General features: G+C 28.3%; 20 protein-coding genes. 3 read left to right on the forward strand and 17 right to left on the reverse strand.

The annotated features are described in order from the left end of the window. Position 1: 1 nt before the first annotated feature. From rbfA to ACTTAW_RS00920, 10 genes are all read right to left on the reverse strand, one after another. Positions 2 to 370 (reverse strand): 30S ribosome-binding factor RbfA, encoded by a 369-nt coding sequence (gene rbfA / locus ACTTAW_RS00875; RefSeq protein WP_075485631.1) that lies wholly within the window; start codon positions 368 to 370, stop codon positions 2 to 4. Beyond that, the gene (gene infB / locus ACTTAW_RS00880) at positions 370 to 2,586 is read right to left on the reverse strand and encodes a translation initiation factor IF-2 (protein WP_440650710.1); all 2,217 of its coding nucleotides are present in this window, start codon (positions 2,584 to 2,586) and stop codon (positions 370 to 372) included. Before infB ends, rbfA begins: the two co-directional genes overlap by 1 nt. 10 nt (positions 2,587 to 2,596) lie before the next feature. Continuing rightward, positions 2,597 to 4,150, reverse strand: coding sequence for a transcription termination factor NusA (gene nusA / locus ACTTAW_RS00885; protein WP_440650712.1), 1,554 nt, complete (start codon positions 4,148 to 4,150; stop codon positions 2,597 to 2,599). A 97-nt stretch (positions 4,151 to 4,247) separates the two neighbouring features. Next, positions 4,248 to 5,417, reverse strand: coding sequence for a methionine adenosyltransferase (gene metK / locus ACTTAW_RS00890; protein WP_440650714.1), 1,170 nt, complete (start codon positions 5,415 to 5,417; stop codon positions 4,248 to 4,250). Beyond that, positions 5,410 to 6,948 carry an apolipoprotein N-acyltransferase gene (gene lnt / locus ACTTAW_RS00895; RefSeq protein ID WP_440650715.1) on the reverse strand — a complete coding sequence of 513 codons (1,539 nt, stop codon included), beginning with the start codon at positions 6,946 to 6,948 and terminating at the stop codon, positions 5,410 to 5,412. The genes metK and lnt overlap by 8 nt, the downstream gene beginning before the upstream one ends. A gap of 1 nt (position 6,949) precedes the next feature. Further along, on the reverse strand, positions 6,950 to 7,411 hold the full coding sequence (gene ybeY / locus ACTTAW_RS00900; protein ID WP_440650717.1) for an rRNA maturation RNase YbeY: 462 nt from the start codon (positions 7,409 to 7,411) through the stop codon (positions 6,950 to 6,952). Continuing rightward, positions 7,404 to 8,399: a PhoH family protein gene (locus ACTTAW_RS00905; RefSeq protein WP_440650719.1), complete on the reverse strand. Its 996-nt coding sequence runs from the start codon at positions 8,397 to 8,399 to the stop codon at positions 7,404 to 7,406. The genes ybeY and ACTTAW_RS00905 overlap by 8 nt, the downstream gene beginning before the upstream one ends. Positions 8,400 to 8,402: 3 nt before the next feature. Continuing rightward, positions 8,403 to 9,728: a tRNA (N6-isopentenyl adenosine(37)-C2)-methylthiotransferase MiaB gene (gene miaB / locus ACTTAW_RS00910; protein WP_440650720.1), complete on the reverse strand. Its 1,326-nt coding sequence runs from the start codon at positions 9,726 to 9,728 to the stop codon at positions 8,403 to 8,405. A gap of 6 nt (positions 9,729 to 9,734) precedes the next feature. Next, positions 9,735 to 10,145: a Fur family transcriptional regulator gene (locus ACTTAW_RS00915; RefSeq protein WP_262590055.1), complete on the reverse strand. Its 411-nt coding sequence runs from the start codon at positions 10,143 to 10,145 to the stop codon at positions 9,735 to 9,737. Between the two features lie 9 nt (positions 10,146 to 10,154). After that, entirely contained in the window at positions 10,155 to 10,496 is a 342-nt protein-coding gene (locus ACTTAW_RS00920; protein WP_440650722.1) for a peptidase M22, read from the reverse strand. Here ACTTAW_RS00920 and ACTTAW_RS00925 point away from each other — a divergent pair. Continuing rightward, entirely contained in the window at positions 10,489 to 11,550 is a 1,062-nt protein-coding gene (locus ACTTAW_RS00925) for a polysaccharide deacetylase family protein (protein WP_440650724.1), read from the forward strand. The genes ACTTAW_RS00920 and ACTTAW_RS00925 overlap by 8 nt on opposite strands. On the opposite strand, the gene ACTTAW_RS00930 is transcribed toward ACTTAW_RS00925, so the two are convergent. The 4 genes from ACTTAW_RS00930 to murJ are packed head-to-tail and all read right to left on the reverse strand — an operon-like array spanning position 11,547 to position 15,752. After that, positions 11,547 to 12,614, reverse strand: coding sequence for a glucosaminidase domain-containing protein (locus ACTTAW_RS00930; protein WP_440650725.1), 1,068 nt, complete (start codon positions 12,612 to 12,614; stop codon positions 11,547 to 11,549). The genes ACTTAW_RS00925 and ACTTAW_RS00930 overlap by 4 nt on opposite strands. A 6-nt stretch (positions 12,615 to 12,620) precedes the next feature. Continuing rightward, a complete protein-coding gene (locus ACTTAW_RS00935) occupies positions 12,621 to 13,160 on the reverse strand; it encodes a NifU family protein (RefSeq protein WP_440650726.1) in 540 nt (179 codons plus the stop codon). A 56-nt stretch (positions 13,161 to 13,216) separates the two neighbouring features. Then, entirely contained in the window at positions 13,217 to 14,218 is a 1,002-nt protein-coding gene (gene trpS, locus ACTTAW_RS00940) for a tryptophan--tRNA ligase (protein ID WP_440650728.1), read from the reverse strand. 4 nt (positions 14,219 to 14,222) lie between these two features. Then, a complete protein-coding gene (gene murJ, locus ACTTAW_RS00945; RefSeq protein ID WP_440650729.1) occupies positions 14,223 to 15,752 on the reverse strand; it encodes a murein biosynthesis integral membrane protein MurJ in 1,530 nt (509 codons plus the stop codon). A gap of 127 nt (positions 15,753 to 15,879) precedes the next feature. On the opposite strand from murJ, the gene ACTTAW_RS00950 reads away from it, so the two are divergent. After that, the gene (locus tag ACTTAW_RS00950; protein ID WP_440650731.1) at positions 15,880 to 18,168 is read left to right on the forward strand and encodes an NADP-dependent malic enzyme; all 2,289 of its coding nucleotides are present in this window, start codon (positions 15,880 to 15,882) and stop codon (positions 18,166 to 18,168) included. On the opposite strand, the gene ACTTAW_RS00955 is transcribed toward ACTTAW_RS00950, so the two are convergent. Both ACTTAW_RS00955 and rsmI read right to left on the reverse strand, forming a co-directional pair. Then, complete coding sequence (locus ACTTAW_RS00955) at positions 18,165 to 18,761, reverse strand: BON domain-containing protein (protein ID WP_440650732.1); 597 nt, start codon at positions 18,759 to 18,761, stop codon at positions 18,165 to 18,167. The genes ACTTAW_RS00950 and ACTTAW_RS00955 overlap by 4 nt on opposite strands. After that, the gene (rsmI, locus tag ACTTAW_RS00960; protein ID WP_440650733.1) at positions 18,751 to 19,611 is read right to left on the reverse strand and encodes a 16S rRNA (cytidine(1402)-2'-O)-methyltransferase; all 861 of its coding nucleotides are present in this window, start codon (positions 19,609 to 19,611) and stop codon (positions 18,751 to 18,753) included. The genes ACTTAW_RS00955 and rsmI overlap by 11 nt, the downstream gene beginning before the upstream one ends. A gap of 33 nt (positions 19,612 to 19,644) precedes the next feature. Between rsmI and ACTTAW_RS00965 the strand changes: the two genes are divergently transcribed. Further along, on the forward strand, positions 19,645 to 20,799 hold the full coding sequence (locus ACTTAW_RS00965; RefSeq protein WP_440650735.1) for an ABC transporter substrate-binding protein: 1,155 nt from the start codon (positions 19,645 to 19,647) through the stop codon (positions 20,797 to 20,799). On the opposite strand, the gene rdgB is transcribed toward ACTTAW_RS00965, so the two are convergent. Continuing rightward, positions 20,783 to 21,385, reverse strand: coding sequence for an RdgB/HAM1 family non-canonical purine NTP pyrophosphatase (gene rdgB, locus ACTTAW_RS00970; RefSeq protein ID WP_440650737.1), 603 nt, complete (start codon positions 21,383 to 21,385; stop codon positions 20,783 to 20,785). The genes ACTTAW_RS00965 and rdgB overlap by 17 nt on opposite strands. Between the last annotated feature and the right edge of the window lie 30 nt (positions 21,386 to 21,415).

A 21,415-nucleotide genomic window follows, 5' to 3' on the forward strand; every position in this document is an offset into this window, starting at 1 on the left:
CCTATTTATTTGTTTGTTTTATTAAGTTTTCTATTTTTTCCGCATACTCAAAAGACTCATCTTTTCTAAAAAGTAATTTTGGTAAAAATTTCATAACCACTTTTTGTGATAAAATTTTTCTTATTAAAAATGAGTATTCCTTCAAAACATTAATTGTTTCCTCAGCATCTTTTCCTCCTAATGGAAGAACATATGCTTTAGCAATTTTTAAATCAGGACTCATTCTAACCTCAGTAACTGTTATAGTGTTTGTTTCTAAATTAGGCACCTTAGCCTCATTTCTTATAAAAATCATGCTTAAAGACTGCTTAATCATCTCTCCAACTCTAAGCTGTCTTTGTGATACTGGTTTTCCTATTCTATCAGCCATTAAATCGATCTCTCTGTAGATGTAACACTAAATGCCTCTATTGTGTCATTTTTTTGGAAATCCATATAATCTTTAACAGTAATTCCACATTCTTGACCATCACTAACCTGTTTTACTTGGTTTTTTTCTCTGAAAATTGTTGAAACTTTTCCTGTATAAATTATTGCGCCGTCTCTAATAATTCTTACATCAGAATTACTATTTATTTCACCTTCTGTAATTTTTGAGCCTGCAACTTTTCCGGCACCTGAAACTTTGAATATCTCAAGAATTTGTGCTGTTCCAGTAATTGTTTCTTGAACATCAGGAGATAATAATCCAGACATTTTTTGCTTAACATAATCCAACACCTCATAAATGATATTATAAGAAGAGATTTTTATTTTTTCATTTTCAGCAAGTTTTTTAGCCTCTTTACTCGGTTTTACATTGAAGGCTATGAGAACAGCATTGGATGCTTTGGCTAATGTAACATCAGTTTCGGTTACCATTCCTATATCTGCTAATATTATTTTTGGTTTTACTTCTTCATGTTTAATTTGAGCAATTGCATTTTTGATAGCCTCAGATGATCCTTGTACATCAGATTTAATAATTAAATTTAATTCCTCTGAAGATTTATCTGAGAAAGCAGAATCTTGTGTCGCAAACGTTAATGGGTTTTTTCCATCTTTGCTCTCTTGAGCTCTATTTTCACTCAGAGTTTTAGCTTCTTTTTCAGTATCTAAAACAATAAAATCATCTCCAGCTTTAGCAGCACCATTTATACCCAAAACTTCTATGGGAGTTGAAGGTGGAGCCTCGCTAATATTTTGACCTTTATCATTAATAATTGCTCTAACCTTTCCCCATTTTAAACCGCTTACAAAAAAATCACCTTTTTTAAGAGTACCTGTCGTTACAATAATATTTGCAACCGGTCCTCTTCCAACATCTATTTTTGACTCTAATACTATACCTGTAGCTTTAGATTCATAATCTGTTTTAAGATCTAATATTTCAGCTTGTAAAATTATAGACTCAACTAACTTATCTAAGTTTTGTTTTGTTTTTGTAGAAACCTCAACCATTAAAGTGTCACCAGATAAATCTTCTGCTATTAACTCATGTTCAAGTAGTTGGTTTTTAATTTTCTGCGGATCAGCTTCTGGAAGGTCACACTTATTTATTGCAACTACTATTGGAACATTCGCAGCTTTTGCATGTTTTATAGACTCGACTGTTTGTGGCTTCACTCCATCATCAGCTGCAACAACCAAAACAACTACATCTGTTAATTTAGAGCCTCTAGCTCTCATTTCTGTAAAAGCTGCGTGACCTGGGGTATCTATAAAAGTTAATTTATTATTTTGACTTTCAATTTGGTATGCTCCGATATGTTGAGTAATTCCACCAAACTCTCCTGAAACAACATTAGCGCTTCTTAAAACATCTAAAACAGAAGTCTTACCATGATCAACATGGCCCATAACAGTAACAATAGGTGGTCTATTTTTTAAATTTTCTACTCTAGTAGCTTTTATTTTTTGAATAATTTCCTCTGCTTTTTCCTCTCTTATTGGATTATGTCCAAATTCCTTAACTAAAAATTCAGCTGTATCAGCAGCTAAAGTTTGATTAATTGTTACAGTCACACCCATTCCAAATAAATATTTAATTACATTGCTAGACTGTTCCGCCATTCTGTTTGCTAACTCTCTAACAGTTATTGCTTCTGGAATATTGATGTCTCTTTTTACTGGTTTTGAATTTTCTTGTGCCTCTTCTTTGGAAGAGTTTTTCATCTCTTTTTGTCGAGCTCTTTTTACTGATGCTAAACTTCTTTCTCTTGCTTCTATTTCGTCACTTAATGCTCTTGAAACAGTTAATTTTAATTCTCTTTTTTTTGTTCCAGCTTTTAATGTTTTTTTATCTTTTTCACTATCTCCCTTAAGTCTTTTGGTGGCTCTTTGCTCTGCCAGTTTTCTTCTTTCAAAATCGCTTGTAATTGGAGGAGATTTCGGTGCAAAAGACGGTTTTGATGGTGCACCTCTATTAAATGAAGTGGTAGATTTTGGTTTTCCTACACCAGGTCTAAACGATCCACCTCTATTAGTGAATTTTCCACCTTGTTTTTCAATTACTCTAGAATTTTTTCCTTGAGTTTTAGCTATCTCAATATTTCTTATAGATTTCTTTACAGAGCCGGATATTGTTAATTTTGTTTTTTTCTCCATTGCTCATCTCTCAATCTTTGTAAATTATATTTCTAGCAGACATAATTAATTCATCTGCCTCTTCTTTAGATAAAGCAAAATCCTCTAGATAACCCTGAATTTTAACTCTCTCTCCTTTAACTATATCGTAGCCACCAGTAAGTTCATCAGATGCCAGATCTGCAAAATCTTCTAATGTTAATATTTTTTGTTCACCCAGTGTAACTAACATTCCTGGAGTTAGACCTTTAAGGTTGATAAGAGCATCTTGTAGACCAAGCTCTTTAATTCTTTCCGATATATCTTCTTGATCTTTTTGGTGAAACTCTTTTGCTCTATCAATTAACGCAATAGCTGTTTCTTCCTCAATTCCTTCTATATTAGTTAAGTTTTCTGGTAAGCTATCTTTAATATCGTCTATTGTTGAAAAACCTTCGGCAACTAATAACTGACCTAAAGTTTCATCTAATTCTAAGTTTTTAACAAAGTTATCTGTCTTTTCTTTAAATTCTAATTGTCTTCTCTCGGAGTCTTCTGCATCAGTCATAATATTAATTTCATAATTTAACAATTTAGTCGCCAACCTTACATTTTGACCCCTTCGACCAATCGCTTTACTCAAATTTTCTTCAGTTAAAATTACATCAAGTTTTTTTCTTTCTGCATCAACATTAACTCTTTGAACTTCTGCAGGCGACAAAGCATTTGATACTAATATTGCAGCATCCTCTGACCAATTCACAATATCAATTTTTTCTCCTTGAAGTTCATTTACAACTGCCTGAACTCTAGAACCTCTCATACCAACACAAGCTCCAACTGGATCTAATGATGTATCAACTGCTTTAACACAAATCTTTGCTCTACTTCCAGGATCTCTTGAAGAAGATTTAATTTCGATTAATCCATCATATATTTCTGGTACTTCTTGAACAAAAAGTTTCTCCATAAATTTTGGATGAGCTCTAGACAAGAAGATTTGTTGACCTCTTGGCTCTCTTCTTACGTCATAACAATAAGCTTTTACTCTATCACCAGCTTTAATATTTTCTCTAGGAATTAACTCATTTTTTTGAATGATTGCTTCTGTTCTACCTAGATCAACAATAACGCTTCCAAATTCTAATCTCTTAACAATACCACTTAAAATTGTATCTTTTTTATCAATAAAGTCATTAAATTGTCTTTCTCTCTCTGCTTCTCTAACATTAAAGCTTATTACCTGTTTTGCAGTTTGAGCAGCTATTCTACCAAAATCAAAAGATGGTAATGGCTGAAGAACCTCATCACCGATTGATTTATCTTTATTATTTTCATTAAGACTTATCGCATCTTCTAATTTTATTTCTGTATTTGCATTTTCAGGATTTTCAGAAATAACAAGTTTTCTGAACAATTCTATGTCTCCATTATCTCTATTGATTGAAACTTTAATTTCATTTTCTTGACCAAACTTAGATTTAGCTGCTTTAGCTATTCCTGTTTCCATAGAACTAATTATAAGTTCTTTATCTATCGATTTTTCCAAAGCTACTGCTTCAGCAATTCTTAATAATTCTAATTTATCTGCTCTTTTATTTAACATTTTTTATCTGCTCCAAAAAAAAATGGGCTAAAGCCCATTTTGATAATTCAACAATGTAAGGGCAATATAGTAAAGTTTTTTTTTAATTCAACTGAAACTATTTAGAAAAAACGTTGATTTTATCAGTTTTTTCCCACGAAAATGATCCTTCATCTCCTGGGGTTCTACCAAAGTGACCATAGGCTGCTGTTTTTTCATATATAGGTCTATTAAGGTTTAACATCTCTCTAATTCCTCTAGGACTGAGATCAAAATTTTCATTAATCTTTTCAACAACAAATTTGTTTTTATCTAAATCATTATCAAACAAATCAACATAAATTGATAAAGGTTTTGAAACTCCTATTGCATAAGCTAACTGTATCAAACATTTATCTGCTATTTTTGAAGCAACAACATTTTTAGCAATGTATCTTGCCGCATAAGCAGCAGATCTATCTACTTTTGTAGGATCCTTACCTGAAAATGCTCCTCCTCCATGAGGTGCTGCTCCACCATAAGTATCCACAATAATTTTTCTTCCTGTTAAACCACAGTCCCCATCTGGACCACCTATTACAAAATTACCAGTTGGGTTTACATAAAACTCTTCCTCATTAAAGTCTTTAAGAAATTTTTCTGGAATTGATTTTAACATATACGGTCTTAATAATTCTCTTACCTGGGCTTGATTAACATCAGAAGAATGTTGAGATGATATAACAACAGATTTTACTTTGGTCGGTTTACCATCTACATATTCGAATGTAACTTGGCTTTTTGAATCTGGTTCGATATCTTTTAATTTACCAGATTTTCTATCCTCGGCCATAAGTCTTAAAATTTTGTGCGAAAAATGAATTGGTGCAGGCATAAATACATCTGTTTCATTGCATGCGTAACCAAACATTATACCTTGGTCTCCTGCACCCTCATCTTTATCTCCAGATGAGTCCACACCCATTGCAATATCAGCAGATTGAGAATGCAAATGACTTTCTATTTTTGTTGCTTCTTTCCAGGTAAATCCTTCCTGATCATATCCAATATCTTTTATGCAATTCCTTACTTTTTCGATTAAATCATCTTTTTTAATCTCAGGTCCTCTTACTTCACCTGCGAGCACAACCTTGTTTGTTGTCGTTAAAGTTTCACAAGCAACTCTTGAATAAGGATCTCCAGAAATGTAACTATCAACAACCATATCAGAAATTCTATCTGATACTTTATCTGGATGTCCCTCTGAAACTGACTCGCTTGTAAATAGGAAGTTTTTTAAATTACTCATTTCTAATTCTATTAAATGAAAATATTAAAAAAATATACAATAAAATTATTAAACCAAAAATTTTATTCCCATATTTAGAAAAGAATGTTGGTTGAATTTTTCTCATTTTGGTAAAATCAATATATCCAACTTCATTAAAGTTGATTTTTTCCTCAACGATACCGAGAGGATTTACTATCGCAGCTATTCCGTTATTAGATGATCTAATTACATATTTTCCACTTTCGATAGCTCGAAATATACTGTGAACAAAGTGTTGTTCTGGTCCTATTGATTGACCAAACCATCCATCCTCAGAAATATTTACTATTATATCAAAGTCATTATTTTTATATAATTTTCCAGAATAAATTATCTCATAACAAATTAATGGTAAAAATTTTATTGAAAAATTATTTTGATTTAACTCTATAATTTCCCTTTTTTGACCTTTTGAGTAGGATTGATAATTGTTAGTTAAGGATTTGAGACCTACTTTTTTTAATAAATTTTCCATGGGTAAAAATTCTCCAAATGGTACAAGATTTATTTTATTATAATAATTTAATAAATTAAGATTATGATCATAAACAGATAAAGAATTGTAGTACTTAACTTGATCATTAACTTTTAATTTATTGTTGATGCCTAAAATGAGTAAATGATTTTCGTTAAAACTTTCATTAAATAAATAATCATAACTTTGAATTTGATCCTGAGAAATTCCAGGCAATATACCCTCTGGCCAAATAAAAATTGTTTTCTCTTTCTTATTTGGTGAACTAATATTTATAAGATCTTCTATAGTTGATAAAGGCCCCTCTCCTGAATAAAACCTATCTAAAGAAATATCAGTACCAACTAATCTTATTTTATAATCAAGTTTTTCAACATCACTATTGTAAAAATCCTGCTTATTTGAATATCCAAAGAAATAAAATAATAAAAATATTAAAGGTAAAATTAAGCAAAAAATTAAATCTTTTTTATCATTCCGTAAAATGAAGAGTGCGGGACTTAGAAACAAAGTTATACAAATTAAATTAAAAGAATATGTGCCAATTAAAGATGTTACGCTTAGAATTTGTATATGATTTGAAAAACTATATGCAATTAAGTTCCAAGGAAAACCTGATAAAACTGAACCTCTGATGAATTCTAGAAAACCAAAGATTAGAGAAAATAGTAAAATTGAACTCAAAGTTTTATTTGGTTTAAAGAAAATAAACAAATAACAAACAAAACCATAAAATAACGCAATAAAAGAAGGAACTAAAATTAGAGCAAATGGAATTAAAAATTTAAAATTTTCATCAAATGTTAATGAAATAGAAATCCAATATATATTAGTTAGAAAATATCCAAATCCGAATAACCAGCCATAGAAAAAAAATAACTTATGTTTGCTCTCTTTTTTTTTAATCAAAAAAATAAAGAATAAGCTAAAGGATAGAAAATTAATTATTAACAAATTGAAAGGTGGCAAACTTAATGAAGTTATTGCTCCAAGAAACAATAAATAAACTATATCAATATATAAATTTTTTTTCAATTTACTTAGTTTTTGAAATAACTGATTTAAATATTTTTTCTTCTTCTTTTAACATTTTTAAATAATCTTTATTTTTTGCATGATCAAATCCTAACAAGTGCAAGAAACCATGAATAAACGTTTTAATTATTTTTTCTTTAAATTGTTTATCTGTTTGTGATTTTGGTTTATTCATAAAATTAAAACTAATAATTATATCTCCTAAGTAAGTTTGCTTTGATATTTTTAATATTTTGCTAGATGGGAAGGATAAAATATCGGTAGATTTATTTTTATTTCTAAATTTTTTATTTAAAATTTTAATTTTTTTATTGTTTGAAAGAAGTAAAGATAAAATTATTTTTTTATTTAAAAATTTATATTTTTTTGGAAAAGCATCACAAATACTTTTAAAAAAAATATCTTTTTTTTTAAGTTTTTTAGACCAAGCCTTCTCTTCTGAGAAGACGTTTAAATTAATCATTTTTAGAGTAGGCTTTTACAATTTTAGAAACCAGTGGATGTCTAACTACATCTGAATGATCAAAGTCTACAACTGAAATTTCATTTAGATGCCCCAATAATTCTTTTGATCTAACTAATCCTGACATACTTTTGTTAGGTAGATCTATCTGAGTAGGATCTCCATTGACTACAATTTTTGAATTTTCACCGATCCTTGTTAAAAACATTTTTATTTGTGTATCTGTTGCATTTTGTGCTTCATCTAATATAGCAAAAGAATTTTTTAATGTTCTACCTCTAATAAATGCCAAAGGAGCGATTTCGATATCACCAATTTCGATCATTCTTTGTATTTTTTCAAAATCGAATAGGTCGTACAAAGAGTCATATAAAGGTCTTAAATACGGATCTACTTTTTCTTTCATATCTCCGGGTAAAAAGCCAAGTCTCTCTCCTGCTTCAACAGCAGGCCTAGATAGAATAATTCTTTCTATTTTTTTTTCTAACAACATTGTCAAACCAACTGCTACAGCTAAAAAAGTTTTTCCTGTTCCAGCTGGACCTGCTGAGATTACAATATCACTTTGTCTTAGAGCTCTGACATAGCTTTTTTGTTTTTCGGATCTAGGAATAATTGATTTTTTTGGTGTTTTTATAATGTCAGTTACATTATTATTTTTAACCTTCTCTTTAATCATAAATTGATCAACTGATGATATAAGATCTTTATTTTCAATTGAACCATTATTTATAAATTGATTAGTTAAAAATTGAATTGCATTTTTTATTAATTCATTTTTTTGTGGATCTGATTTTATCATTATTGAATTTCCCCTAGAATATAAACTAGAGTTAGTCATTTTTTCTAATTCTTTTAAATTTTTATTAAATTCTCCAGCAACACCCATGAGTAATTCATTGTTGTGAAATATTACACTTAATGAGTTGTTGTCTGAGTAAACAAATTTTAAAGTGGTATCGATTTTTTTTTTAATTGTATTATTCAAAGATTATGCCACCTTTTGATCTGGGTTGCTTAACAATTCTCCAAACAATGTAGTTCTATTACTATTTGTAATTTTTACTTTCACAATTTTTCCAATATGTTCTCTTTTACCATTAAAAATTACTGATGTCATATATTCAGTTCTGCCAAAAGCTTTTGATTTATCTTCTGTTAAATTTTCAACCATAACATCCATTGTTCTATTTTCTAATTTTTTGTTCATTTGGGTTTGATTTTCAGATAATAAATTTTGAATAAATTCTAATCTTTTCATTGAAATTTTTTTATCAATTAAATCTAAACCTTCTGCCTTTGTCCCAGGCCTTGGACTAAAAATAAATGAGTAAGAATTTATAAAATTAACTTTTTTAACTAAATCGACTGTACTTTGGAAATCTTCTTCAGTTTCACCAGGATAACCAATAATAAAATCACTAGAAAATTCAATTGATTGATTAATTTTTTTTAATTCGTCATAAACTTTTAAATAATGATCTATTTTATGTTTTCTATTCATCAACTTTAAAATCCTATCGGATCCACTCTGAACTGGAAGATGGACTAAAGGCATTAACTTTTTAGAGACTTTATATACTTCAATTAAATCATCAGTCATATCTTTTGGATGCGAAGTTGTGTATCTAATTCTTTTTACATCTTTAATCTTTTCAATTTCTAAAATCAAATCAGATAGTCTTTTACTATTATCATTGTAAGCATTTACATTTTGTCCCAAAAGTATGATTTCTTTTGCTCCATTATCTGACAAATAATTTGCCTCCTCAATTATTTGATTGAAAGGTCTAGAATATTCAGGTCCACGAGTATATGGAACCACACAAAAATGACAAAACTTATCACATCCTTCTTGAATAGTTAAAAAAGACGAAACTTTACCTGCTTCATTCTTTATTTTACTAAAATATTTAAATTTTGAAACAGCATCGAAATCTGTTTGTTCAATTTTTTTTCTTTTTTCAATATGACTCAGAATTGTTTCGTTAATCTTATGATAGGCTTGAGGGCCAATTACTAAATCTATATAAGGCTCACGTTTAAGCATCTCTTGGTTTTCTGCTTGAGCAACACACCCTGTTATTATTACTAATGGTTTTTTTTTGGCTCTAAAGCTTTTTTTAACTCTACCTATTTCAGAATAAACTTTTTCTTTTGCTTTATCTCTAATGTGACAAGTGTTTAATAAGTAACAGTCAGCCTCTTCTAGATTGTTACTTTTTTGATAACCGATTTTCTTTACTGAATCAAAAATTCTATTTGAATCATATTCGTTCATTTGACAACCGAAGGTTTTAATGAAAATTTTTTGCATTCTAATTTAGGATTTTTTTTTTATCCCATAAAGTTCAAGCTTATGATCAACTAAAGTATAACCATATTTATCTGCTACTTTTTTTTGAAGTTTTTCGATTTCTTCATCAACGAATTCTATTATTTCACCTGACTTCACATCTATTAGATGATCATGATGTCCTTCATTAAGCTCTTCATATCTAGCTTTTCCACCTTTAAACTCATGCTTAGTAAGTATTCCAGATTCTTCAAATAATTTTACTGTTCTGTAGACAGTAGCAATACTTATTTTATTATCTATCTTTGAAACTCTATTGTAAAGTTCATCAACATCAGGATGATCGGTAGATTCGGACATGACCTGAGCAATTATTTTTCTCTGATCTGTCAATTTCACACCTTTTGCTAAACATTTTTGTTCAATTGTTTCAGACATAATTTAATTTTAACTTATATAAATAGGGTTAATCAAATTTTTTTTAATTTTAAATTTATCACACAAAAAAGGGACATTTTCATACTTTACATCTTTTTCACCTTTAAAATCTTGTAAACTATAGCAATAATAATCAATATTTTTTGCCAATTTGAGGGCCTTTACAACTGAAATAGAATTTCTAATCCCCGCAAAACTTCCTGGGCCTCTGTTAATGTATATTTTGTTAATATCTTTCAATTCAAATTTTTTTGATTCTAAAAATTCTTTTATTAACAAGGTTAATTTTTCATAATTTATTTTAGTATTCTCATGAGTAATATTGTAAATATGATCATTAGCTATGATCATTAAAAAAATTTTATCTCCAGCTACATCAATTATAAGTTTGTTCATTTTATCTTTATTTTTTGGTTTTAGTTCTAAATCAGATGAAAATAATATCAAATTTTATTCAGAAGATAATGGGATTTTATCAATAATGTATCATCGATTTAATGAACATAAATACCCATCAACTAATATTAATATGGAGGTATTTAAGAAGCACTTAGAAATTGTTAAAAATTCTAAATACAATTTTCTTAATCCTAATGAATTTGATTCAAAATTTAAAACTTCAAAATCAGAAAAAGAAGTTTTGATAACAATTGATGATGCATTTGAATCATTTTACAATGAAGCTTGGCCACATTTAAGAGATAACAAAATTCCATTTATACTTTTTGTTTCAACAGAACCAGTTGGAAACAAAGGTTATATGACATGGGATCAAATTAGAGAAATAGATGCAGTAGATTTTTCTTTAATTGGACATCATTCACATAGCCACGAATACCTAATAGAAGAAACTGAAGAAAATTTCATTTTAGATATTGAAACTGCAAACAAAATTTTTAAACACGAACTTAATTATATTCCTGCTCTATTCTCTTATCCATTTGGTGAATATTCTAAATTTATGAAAGATTATATTTCTCAAAACTTTAAATACGCATTTGGGCAACATTCGGGGGTTATTGATCTTAATAAAAATAAATTTGAATTGCCAAGATTTCCGATTAATGAAAAATATGGAGAGCTTAAAAGATTTAAATCTATAATTAATTATTATCCTTTAGAATATAAAAGTTTATCTCCAAGTGAAAAACAGCTTACAATAAATAATAATCCACCAAATTTTAAAGTTGAGTTTTTTAAAGAACAAAAAAATTTAAATAATATCACTTGTTATTCCAACGAAGGAGACAAGTGGGATAAATCTAAAACTAATTTATCTAATCAAATCTTAACTATTGAATTTAGAGAACCTTTTAAACCTAGAAGAGGCAGGATAAACTGTTCTTTAAACGATAATGGAAAATGGAGATGGTTTGGAGTTCAATTTCCAATCAAGAAAAATTAAATCAAGCTTTCTAAATCTTTACTAGATGGCAATAATCTTGCTTCATCAAAATCTTTCAATTTATTTTGATTTATTATTTTTTGGAGAACTTCAATGTACTGACTTCCTGTTTCAGCATATTTATCTAAATGTTTAGATAAAATTATACTATCAAGTGGTGTATTATTACTTCTTAACTCACTTCTAGCTTTTCTTAAATTTATGTAAGATTTGTGAGTGTTTAAATTTCTTAAATACGCTCTTACGGATAATTGTAAACTATTAAATTTCATTACTTTATGAGTTTCGCCTTTCTCAGCTTCTTTGGGCTTTAAACCTTCACCTGACCATGTCCATTGACCAAATAAAGCATTTCCTTTTCTTGCAAATCTTGAAGTTCCCCAACCTGTTTCTTTTGCTGCTTGTGCAATTGCTAACGAAGCTGGAATTTCATCCATTCTTACCTTTAATGATGAAAAATCATTTTGCCTAACACCATATTGCTTAAATTTTTTCTCAAGCCATTTTTTTTCGATATCTGTATTGCTACTTTTATTTAAAATCGTAAAGAGTCTTTTTCTATCTATTCTAATTTTAGTATTTTCTTTAACAATCAATGGAAGGATTATTTTAATAAACATCTCCTTTTTTTTCTTTGAACTAGAGATGCCATTTATTTCGTTTGGAAGAAGTCCTATATCGATAGGTTTTACAAGTTTATTTTCCCTCACATCTTTTAAGCTGTAGTTTACTTCTTTAAATAAGGAATTAATTTCTGAGATTGTATACCTGACTAAATTAATTTCTGAATTATTTTCCTCTAAAATATCATAAAGTAAATCCATCTCATCTACTTCACCTGTAATATCTTCTTCTATTAAATTGTTTGTATTAAGTTTTTTCAATAAGAGATTTTTAGAATCATTGGTAAATTCTTTATGATTAAAATTTTTTTCAGCAAAATTAATAAACATAGGAGTTACATAAAAAAATGAAATTAAAAAAATTCCACTTAACATAAATCTAGAAATAGAATTAATGCTTTTATTTTTACTAAATTGAAATTTGATTAAATTTTTTTTCATAAAGTTTTAAATCGCAACAACTTCTTTTACCTCTGCAAGATAATGACATAGAAGATTTTGTACCCCTTGCTTTAAAGTCATTGTTGAACTTGGACAGCCTGAACAACTTCCTTGCAGTTGCACTTTTACTATTCCATCTTTAAATTCTTTAAATTTTATATCACCACCATCTCTTGCAACTGCGGGTCTGATTTTTTGATCTAAAATTTTTACAATTTTTTCCTCAATTTCACTTAGATTGTTATTGTTTTCTTCTTCATTTTCATCAATGACGTATTCTTTACCATCTAAATAAAAATCATTTATTAATGAAATAACAATATGTTTAATTTCGTCCCATTTGATTTGGTCATTTTTATTAACTGAGATAAAATCCTGTCCTAAAAAAACACCCTCAACCCCATTGACCGATAAGATATTTCTAACCAATTCATTATTTATTTGATCCTTATTTGTAATCTCATAAGGACCACTATTTGATACTTTCTTCCCGGGAAGAAATTTCAAAGAATTAGGATTTGGCGTTATTTCTGTTTGTACGAACATGTTGTAAATATATATAGAGCTTATTTCTAAAATTTAAACTTGATATTTAAATTATATTAAAATCCTAGTATTTCTTTAATTCTATCTATCTTTTTTGATGCAATTAAGTTTGCTTTTTCAACTCCTTCTAGAAGGATTTTATCTAAATAAAGTTGATCATTTAAAAGTTTTTTTATTTCTAAAGATATAGGTTCAATCTTTTTAACCAATAAATCAGAAAGTTGATTTTTAAATTCAGAAAAATTTTTACCTGCAAAATTTTCGACTGTATTTTGTAAAGTTGAATTATTTAAACTAGAATATATGCCAAGAAGGTTTCTTGCCTCTAACCTCTCATTTAATTCTTCAACACTACTTGGCATTGGTAACGGATCGGTTTTTGCTTTTTTTATTTTATTTACAATTGCATCTTTGTCATCTGTTAGATTAATTCTGCTTAAATCTGATAATTCAGATTTACTCATCTTTTTTGATCCATCTTTTAAACTCATAATTCTAGAAAATTCTTTTTGAATTAAAGGTTCAGGTACTTTCAAAAAGTTATCTTGATCAAAATCGTTATTAAACTTTTGAGCAATATCTCTACATAGCTCAAGATGTTGTTTTTGATCATCACCAACCGGGACATGAGTCGCATCGTACAAAAGAATATCTGCTGCCATTAAAACAGGATATGAGTACAGTCCAACGCTTGCTTTTTCTTTATCTTTACCTGCTTTTTCCTTGAATTGTGTCATTCTATTTAACCAACCCATTCGAGCAACACAGCTCAAAATCCAAGCTCCCTCTGAATGAGCTGCTACACCAGATTGATTAAAAATAATACTTTTTTTTGGATCAATTCCACTTGCTATAAAAGTAGCTACGGTCTCTCGAATATTTTTTTTTAGCTCTTTTGGGTCTTGTTTAACTGTAATTGCGTGCAGATCAACCACACAGAATATACAATCATTATCAACGTCATTATTAAGATCTACAAAGTTTTTGATTGCACCTAAATAATTACCAAGGTGAAGATTACCTGTTGGCTGAACACCAGAAAATATTTTTTTACCCATATTTTTAATAGTTTATTTTAATATCACTAATTTTAAAAGCTTTGATGAAATAACAAATAAATATGTAAAAGAACAGTGCAAATAATACGCTTAAGATTAAATAAATTGATTTAAAACTATTATAAAATGAAAGTTGATTTTCAAAAAAGTTTAATAGAAAATTAAAGAATAATCCCATTAAAATTGATGCAAAAATTATTTTAAAAAAATTTAAAAAAAAGTTATTTTGAAAATAGAATAAATTATTATTTTTTAAGTATATAAATAATAGTGCTGCATTAAACCACGAAGAAATTGAAGTCGCGATTGGAATTATAATAAAACCTATTTTGTTAAAATAATAAATACTAATCAAAATATTTAAAAGGACTGAAATTAACGAAATATAAAATGGTATTTTTGTATTATGATTAGCAAATAAAAAACTTGAAAAAACTTTTATCAAAGCAAAAGCAGGTAAGCCTAAAGCAAAATAAAATAAAGCAAGACTTGAGTTAACAACAGATTCTTTATTAAAGTTACCATAACCAAACAACGCTGAAATTATTTCCTCTGAAGCAATCACTAAAGCTATCATTGCTGGAATACTTAAAAATAAACTCAACTCTAAAGATTTGTTTTGAATAAAAGAAATTTTTTCTTCATTTTTAGAATCTATAAACCTTGAAAGTTGTGGCAAAATTACAACTCCAATGGCAATACCAGCTATTGCTAGATTGATCTGATAAATTCTGTCTGCGTAATAAAGATAAGAGACTGCGCTAGCTTGAAAGGAAGCAATAATTGTTCCAACTAAAATATTAATTTGCGTTACACCAGATGAAAAAATGCTCGGTAGTAGTTTTCTAAAAAAAAATTTTACCTTTTCATCACTTGCTAACTTTAAATTAAATTTTAATGAAAAAAAATTTTTTACAAAATAATATAAAAAAATTAACTGTAATAAACCTGCTAAAGATACACCATAAGATAAGTAGTAAACAAGCTCATCTCCTAAAGCCTTAGAAAATAATAAAACAATTATTAAAATAACATTTAATAGTATTGGTGCTGCTGAAGCTGCAGCAAATTTATTGTGAGAATTTAATATTGCAGAAAAAAAAGATGCTAAACTAATAAATAGTAAAAAAGGAAAAGTAATTCTTGTTAAACTAATAGCTAAATCCATTTTTTCTAAATCATCTATAAAACCTGGAGCAATAATTGAAACAAATCCAGGCATAAAAATCTGAACAACTATTATTAAAACTAAGAGACCTAAAAATAAAAGATTAAAAATATTATTTGCAAACTCGTTTGCAGATTTTTTTCCTTTATTCATTTCAGACGTATAGCTAGGTACAAAGGCTGCGTTGAAAGTTCCTTCTGAGAATAATCTTCTAAATGTATTTGGAATTCGAAATGCTACAAAAAAAGCATCTGCCAACAAACCTGTTCCAAGAAATATTGCAATTAATATATCTCTAATATATCCAAGCAATCTGCTAATGATGGTATAAAAGCCAAATGTACCTGTTGACTTAAGCAAGTTCATAAATCATATTAGTCTAAATTTTACCCTAATTGTAAGCTTATTGTAAGAATATATAGATAAAATATTAAGATTAATAAAAATTTTTAAAATAATACAAATAGAATTAAGTTTAGATAAGTAACCAAAAATGAAAAAAACAAAAATTGACCATTACACGGATAAGGAAGCTTTAGATTTTCATAAGGATAAAAAACCCGGCAAAATCGAAATAATCTCTTCCAAAAATATGACTACCAAAAGAGATCTTGCTCTTGCTTATTCCCCAGGGGTTGCTGCCCCAGTTAAAAAAATAAGTGAGGATCCAGAAGCAGCTTATGATTATACGAGTAAAGGAAATTTAGTAGCAGTAATTAGTAATGGTTCAGCAATTTTAGGATTGGGCAACTTAGGTGCATTGGCCTCTAAACCAGTTATGGAAGGCAAGGCAGTACTATTTAAAAGGTTTGCAGATATAGATTCAATTGATTTAGAAATAGACTGTAAAGACGCTAATGAAATTATCAATTCAATTAAAAACTTTGCTCCGAGTTTTGGAGGAATAAATTTAGAAGATATAGCTGCACCTGATTGTTTTATTATTGAACAAAAGCTTAAAGAAATATTAGATATTCCAGTATTTCATGATGATCAGCATGGAACAGCAATTATCACAACTGCTGCTTTGCTTAATGCACTCGATATAAGTGGAAAATCGATTAAAGATATAAAAGTCGTTGTTAATGGTGCTGGTGCATCTGCTCAGGCATGTACAGAATTATTTATTAACTCAGGTGTTAAATCTGAAAATGTAATAATGCTAGATCGAAAAGGTGTGATTTATAAAGGAAGAGCGGAAGGTATAGATCAATGGAAATCAAGATTTGCAATTAATACAGATTTAAGAACTTTAAGTGATGCTATTAAAGGAGCTGATGTATTTTTAGGATTGTCCTCAAAAGGTGTTTTAAAAAAAGAAATGGTTAAGAGTATGTCCAAAAATCCAATTATATTTGCATGTGCAAATCCTGATCCAGAAATTACACCAGAAGAAATAAATGAAGTAAGAAATGATGCAATTATTGCAACTGGAAGATCAGATTATCCCAATCAAGTAAATAATTTAATTGGTTTTCCATACATATTCAGAGGTGCGCTAGATGTAAGATCAAAAACAATTAATGAAGAAATGAAAGTTGCTGCTGCTGAAGCTATAGCAAAACTTGCTAGAGAAGATGTTCCAGATGAAGTTGTAGCAGCCATGGGAGGAGAAAGACCTCATTACGGTAAAGATTATATTATCCCATCAACTTTTGATCCAAGATTAATTAGTGTTATCCCGGCTGCTGTAGCTAGGGCAGCAATAGAAAGCGGAGTTGCTAGAAAAAAAATTGATAACTTTGATAACTACAAAGAGCAACTAAAACAAAGATTAGACCCAACAGTTACAATTATGCAAGGTATAAACTCTTTCATTAAAAAAAATCCAAAAAGAATTGTTTTTGCAGACGGGGAAGATGAAAATACTTTAAAAGCCGCAATAGCATTTAAAAATTCAAAACTTGGTATTCCAATTTTAGTTGGTAAAGAAAGTAAAATTAAAGAGCAGATTAAAAACATAGGTTATAGCGATAATTTTGATATTGAAATTACTAATTCAAAAGAAGAAGAAAAAAGAAAAAAATATGTAAATCATCTATTCAAAAAACTTCAAAGAGAACAAGGTTTATTAGAACGAGATTGTGATAGAATGGTCAGGAACGATAGAGTTGTCTGGGCTACTAGCATGGTCGCTTGTGGAGATGCGGATGGTGCAGTTACAGGAAATACTAGACGTTTTGGAGCATCTCTTGAAAAAATTAAACAAGTTGTTGATGTTAGAAAAGGTGAAATAATGTTTGGACTAAACATGGTGGTTAATAAAGGAAAAACAATTTTCATTGCAGATACAAGTGTTCATGAATACCCTACATCAGAAGAAATGGCTGAGATTGCAATTTCAGCTGCAAGAGTAGTAAGACTTTTTGGAATTGATCCAAAAATAGCATTTGTTTCACACTCCACATTTGGACAGCCTTTGACGAGTAGAACAAAACATATTCGTACGGCAGTAGATATTTTAAAAGATAAACAGGTTAATTTTGAATTTGACGGTGATATGCAGCCTGATGTTGCTCTAAATCCTGATTACCAGGAACTGTACCCTTTTGCAAAAATAGTAGGTAAAGCAAACATCTTGATTATGCCTGGACAACATAGTGCAGCAATATCTTATAAACTAATGAAAACTTTAGGTGATACTAAAGTTATAGGACCATTATTGATTGGACTTGGTTTACCAATTGAAATTGCTCCTCTTAGATCTTCAACATCTGAAATTATTAATTTAGCTTCGATTGCCGCTTATTCATCTGAGGTAATTGAATATAAAATTGATTAATTTTTTTGAATTCTCAAGTCCTCAAGTAATAAAATACTTGCCACAACATCTTCAACATCTAGAATTTCTTTTGCTTCACTGATAACCATTTCTTTTTCTTCATCAGTTAAGGCTATTCCATAAACATAAATTTTCTTTTTATAAGTATCTATTTGATAGTTGGTTGCTTTGATATTTTTATTAACTATTAAAGCTGTTCTTAATTGAGAAGTGATAAGCAAATCTTTTGCTGATTGTTTAAAATTAAATTTCTCTTTTATTTTAATGTCATTTCTAACAGATCTAGCTCCTTTAGTTTCCCAAGCAATCTTTGTAATTTTTAATTTATCTTCAGGTTCATCTACTTTCCCAGTTATAAAAATTCTCCCATCTAAAACTTTTGTTTTAACTTTTAAGAAATTTTTTTTGTCCAAAGCAAGTATTTTGGTTGAAACAGTTTTTTGCATAATAGAATCATCTATTTGAGTTCCAACTGTTCTTGGATCCATCGCAACTGATACACCAGTTCCAAATAAACCAGATGAACCGACACCGGCAGCACAACCAGTCAAAACAATTGATAAAAGGATAATTATTAAATTTTTAATTCTCATTTTTTAATTTTAAGCAAAAATTATAAACTACTTTTTTTGAAATAGTTTTATTAATGGTAATTAAATCTGTAATTTCTTTCGTACTTAATTTATTGATCATTTTTTTAATCAAATTAATATCTGATTCACTTAGCTTTTGTGAAGTATTTTCTTCTTTTTTTTCAGAAATTACTATTGTTAATTCGCCTCTTAATTCATTATTAAATAATTCTAATTCATCAATATTCTTTCTAATATACTCCTCATATAGTTTGGATATCTCCCTACAAAACACTACTTTTCTTCCAGCAAAAAATTTTTTGAATCCTGGGATAATTTTATTTACTTTTTTTGATGATGAAAAGAAAACTAAACTGTGATTAAAGTTTGATAGTTTTTTTAATTCATCCTCTATTTGATTTTTTTTTTCTGGTAAGAAACCGTAAAAAAAATATTTGTCAGAAAATCCACTTGCTGAAATAGCAGTTGTAACTGCTGATGGTCCAGGTATTGAAAATATATTAAGATTATTTTTTATACATTCATTTACTAGAATTAAACCTGGATCAGAGATACCTGGTGTTCCTGCATCAGATATAAGTGAAATTAATTTACCTGATTTTAAATATTCAATTATCTGTAATGTATTTTTTTTTTCATTAAATTTATGATTTGAAATTAATTTTGATTTGATTTTATACTTATCTAATAAATTCTTAGAAACGCGAGTATCTTCACAAAGTATATAATCTGATTTTTCCAGAACCTCTAATGATCTAAATGATATATCTTTTAAATTGCCTATTGGTGTTGCTACTAAATAAAGCCCATTTTTGTAATCATTTGATTTAAATTGTGGTTTTGTGATCATAATTCAGCTTAAAAATTATATAATAACATCAAAATGAAAAAGATTATCAAAATTATTTCTATTTCTTTACTTCTCTTATTCTTAAACTTCTTAAGTTTAGTTTATGCAAATGAAAAAATAAAAATTGGACTCTTGGTTCCGATGACTGGAGAAAATAAAGATCTAGGGTCATCTATTATTAAGGCCGTAAGTTTAGCTGTCAAAGATATTAATAATGATTTAATTGAAATTTATCCAAAAGATACCACAACAAGAGCTAACCAAACTCTTAAGTCTGCTTTTGAATTAAAACAAATGGGAATAAAAATTGTTATTGGACCAATATTTCATGAAAGTTTAACTTATTTAGATGAGATGAAAGATTTAACTTTTTTATCACTCACAAATAAAACTTTAGATTTACCTGAAAATGTAATTTCTGCTGGAATAAATTCCACATCTCAGTTTAATACTATAAAAAAATTTTTAGATAATAATAATTTACAAAAAACTCTTTTTTTAACACCAATTCAGAATTTTGAGTTTGAAGTCAAAAATGGTGTTAAAAATTCCAAAATAAAAGTTTTTAAAAATTTTGAATATAATACTGAACCGACAAAACTTACAAAACAAATTGAGGAAATAACTAAATACAAAATTAGAAAACAAAATCTAGCAGATGAAATAAGAAGAATAAAAGAGTCAAATGAACCAAATAAAGAAAGAAAAATTAAAAGCTTGGAAAAAAGATACACGATTGGAAATGTAAATTTTGATGCAGTTGTTATATCTGATTTTGACGAAAGCCTTAAAAGTGTTGCAACCTCTTTACTTTACACTGATGTGTCTCCAAAAAATAAATACTTTATAACCCTTAACCAATGGTTTGATGAAAGTTTAATGGAAGAGACAAATATTCAACCAATTTATTATCCATCAATTAATAAAGAAAATTTTGATGATTATAAAATTAAATATTTTAATGCTTTTAATCAAAACCCATCACATCTCTCGCTGTTAAGTTATGATTTGGTTGGTTTAGTATATTATCTTTCATTGAAATCAGATCTATCGAAAATGGATAAATTATTTAAGAAAAAAAATTCATTTAAAGGTAAGATAGGAATTTTTGATATTAAAGATAACAAAATTAATCACAGATTAAATTTTTATAAAATAGAAGATAAAAAAATTACAGAAATCTTTTAAGCTTTTTGAAAGCTTGATAGCGATGGTCCATTTTATATTTTTGAGATGATTTCATTTCACCAAATGTTTTAGATTTTTTTAGTGGAATAAAAATTGGATCATAACCAAATCCATTTTTCCCCTTTGGCTCATTTGATATTCGACCCTCAACTTTGCCTACTACACAAGTAATTTTTTTATTTAAATACGAGATCGATAAAGCACAAACAAATCTTGCTTTAATTTTTTTATTTTTCCAATTCTTATCTTTTTTATCTAGCTCTCTAAAAACTCTTTTAATAGCTTTATTAAAATCACCTGATTTTCCTCCCCATCGTGCAGAATAAATTCCAGGTCTTTTATCTAAATGATCTATCTCCAAACCAGAGTCATCAGCCAAACATATTAAACCAGTCTTTTTAGAAAAATATTTTGATTTAATTAAGGAATTTTCCTCAAAAGTTTTTCCATTTTCAGCAGGACTTTTAAGTTTAAAATTAGAAGTAGAGTAAATTTTAATGTAATTTGGTAATAAACTCCTAATTTCTCTTAATTTACCCTTGTTGTTAGTGCCAATGAGTAATTGTTTAATTTTTTGCTTAGACATCTAGAAATAATTAAATTCCTTACCATATAA

This window comes from Candidatus Pelagibacter sp. HIMB1495 (assembly GCF_052047955.1).
Taxonomy (GTDB): domain Bacteria; phylum Pseudomonadota; class Alphaproteobacteria; order Pelagibacterales; family Pelagibacteraceae; genus Pelagibacter.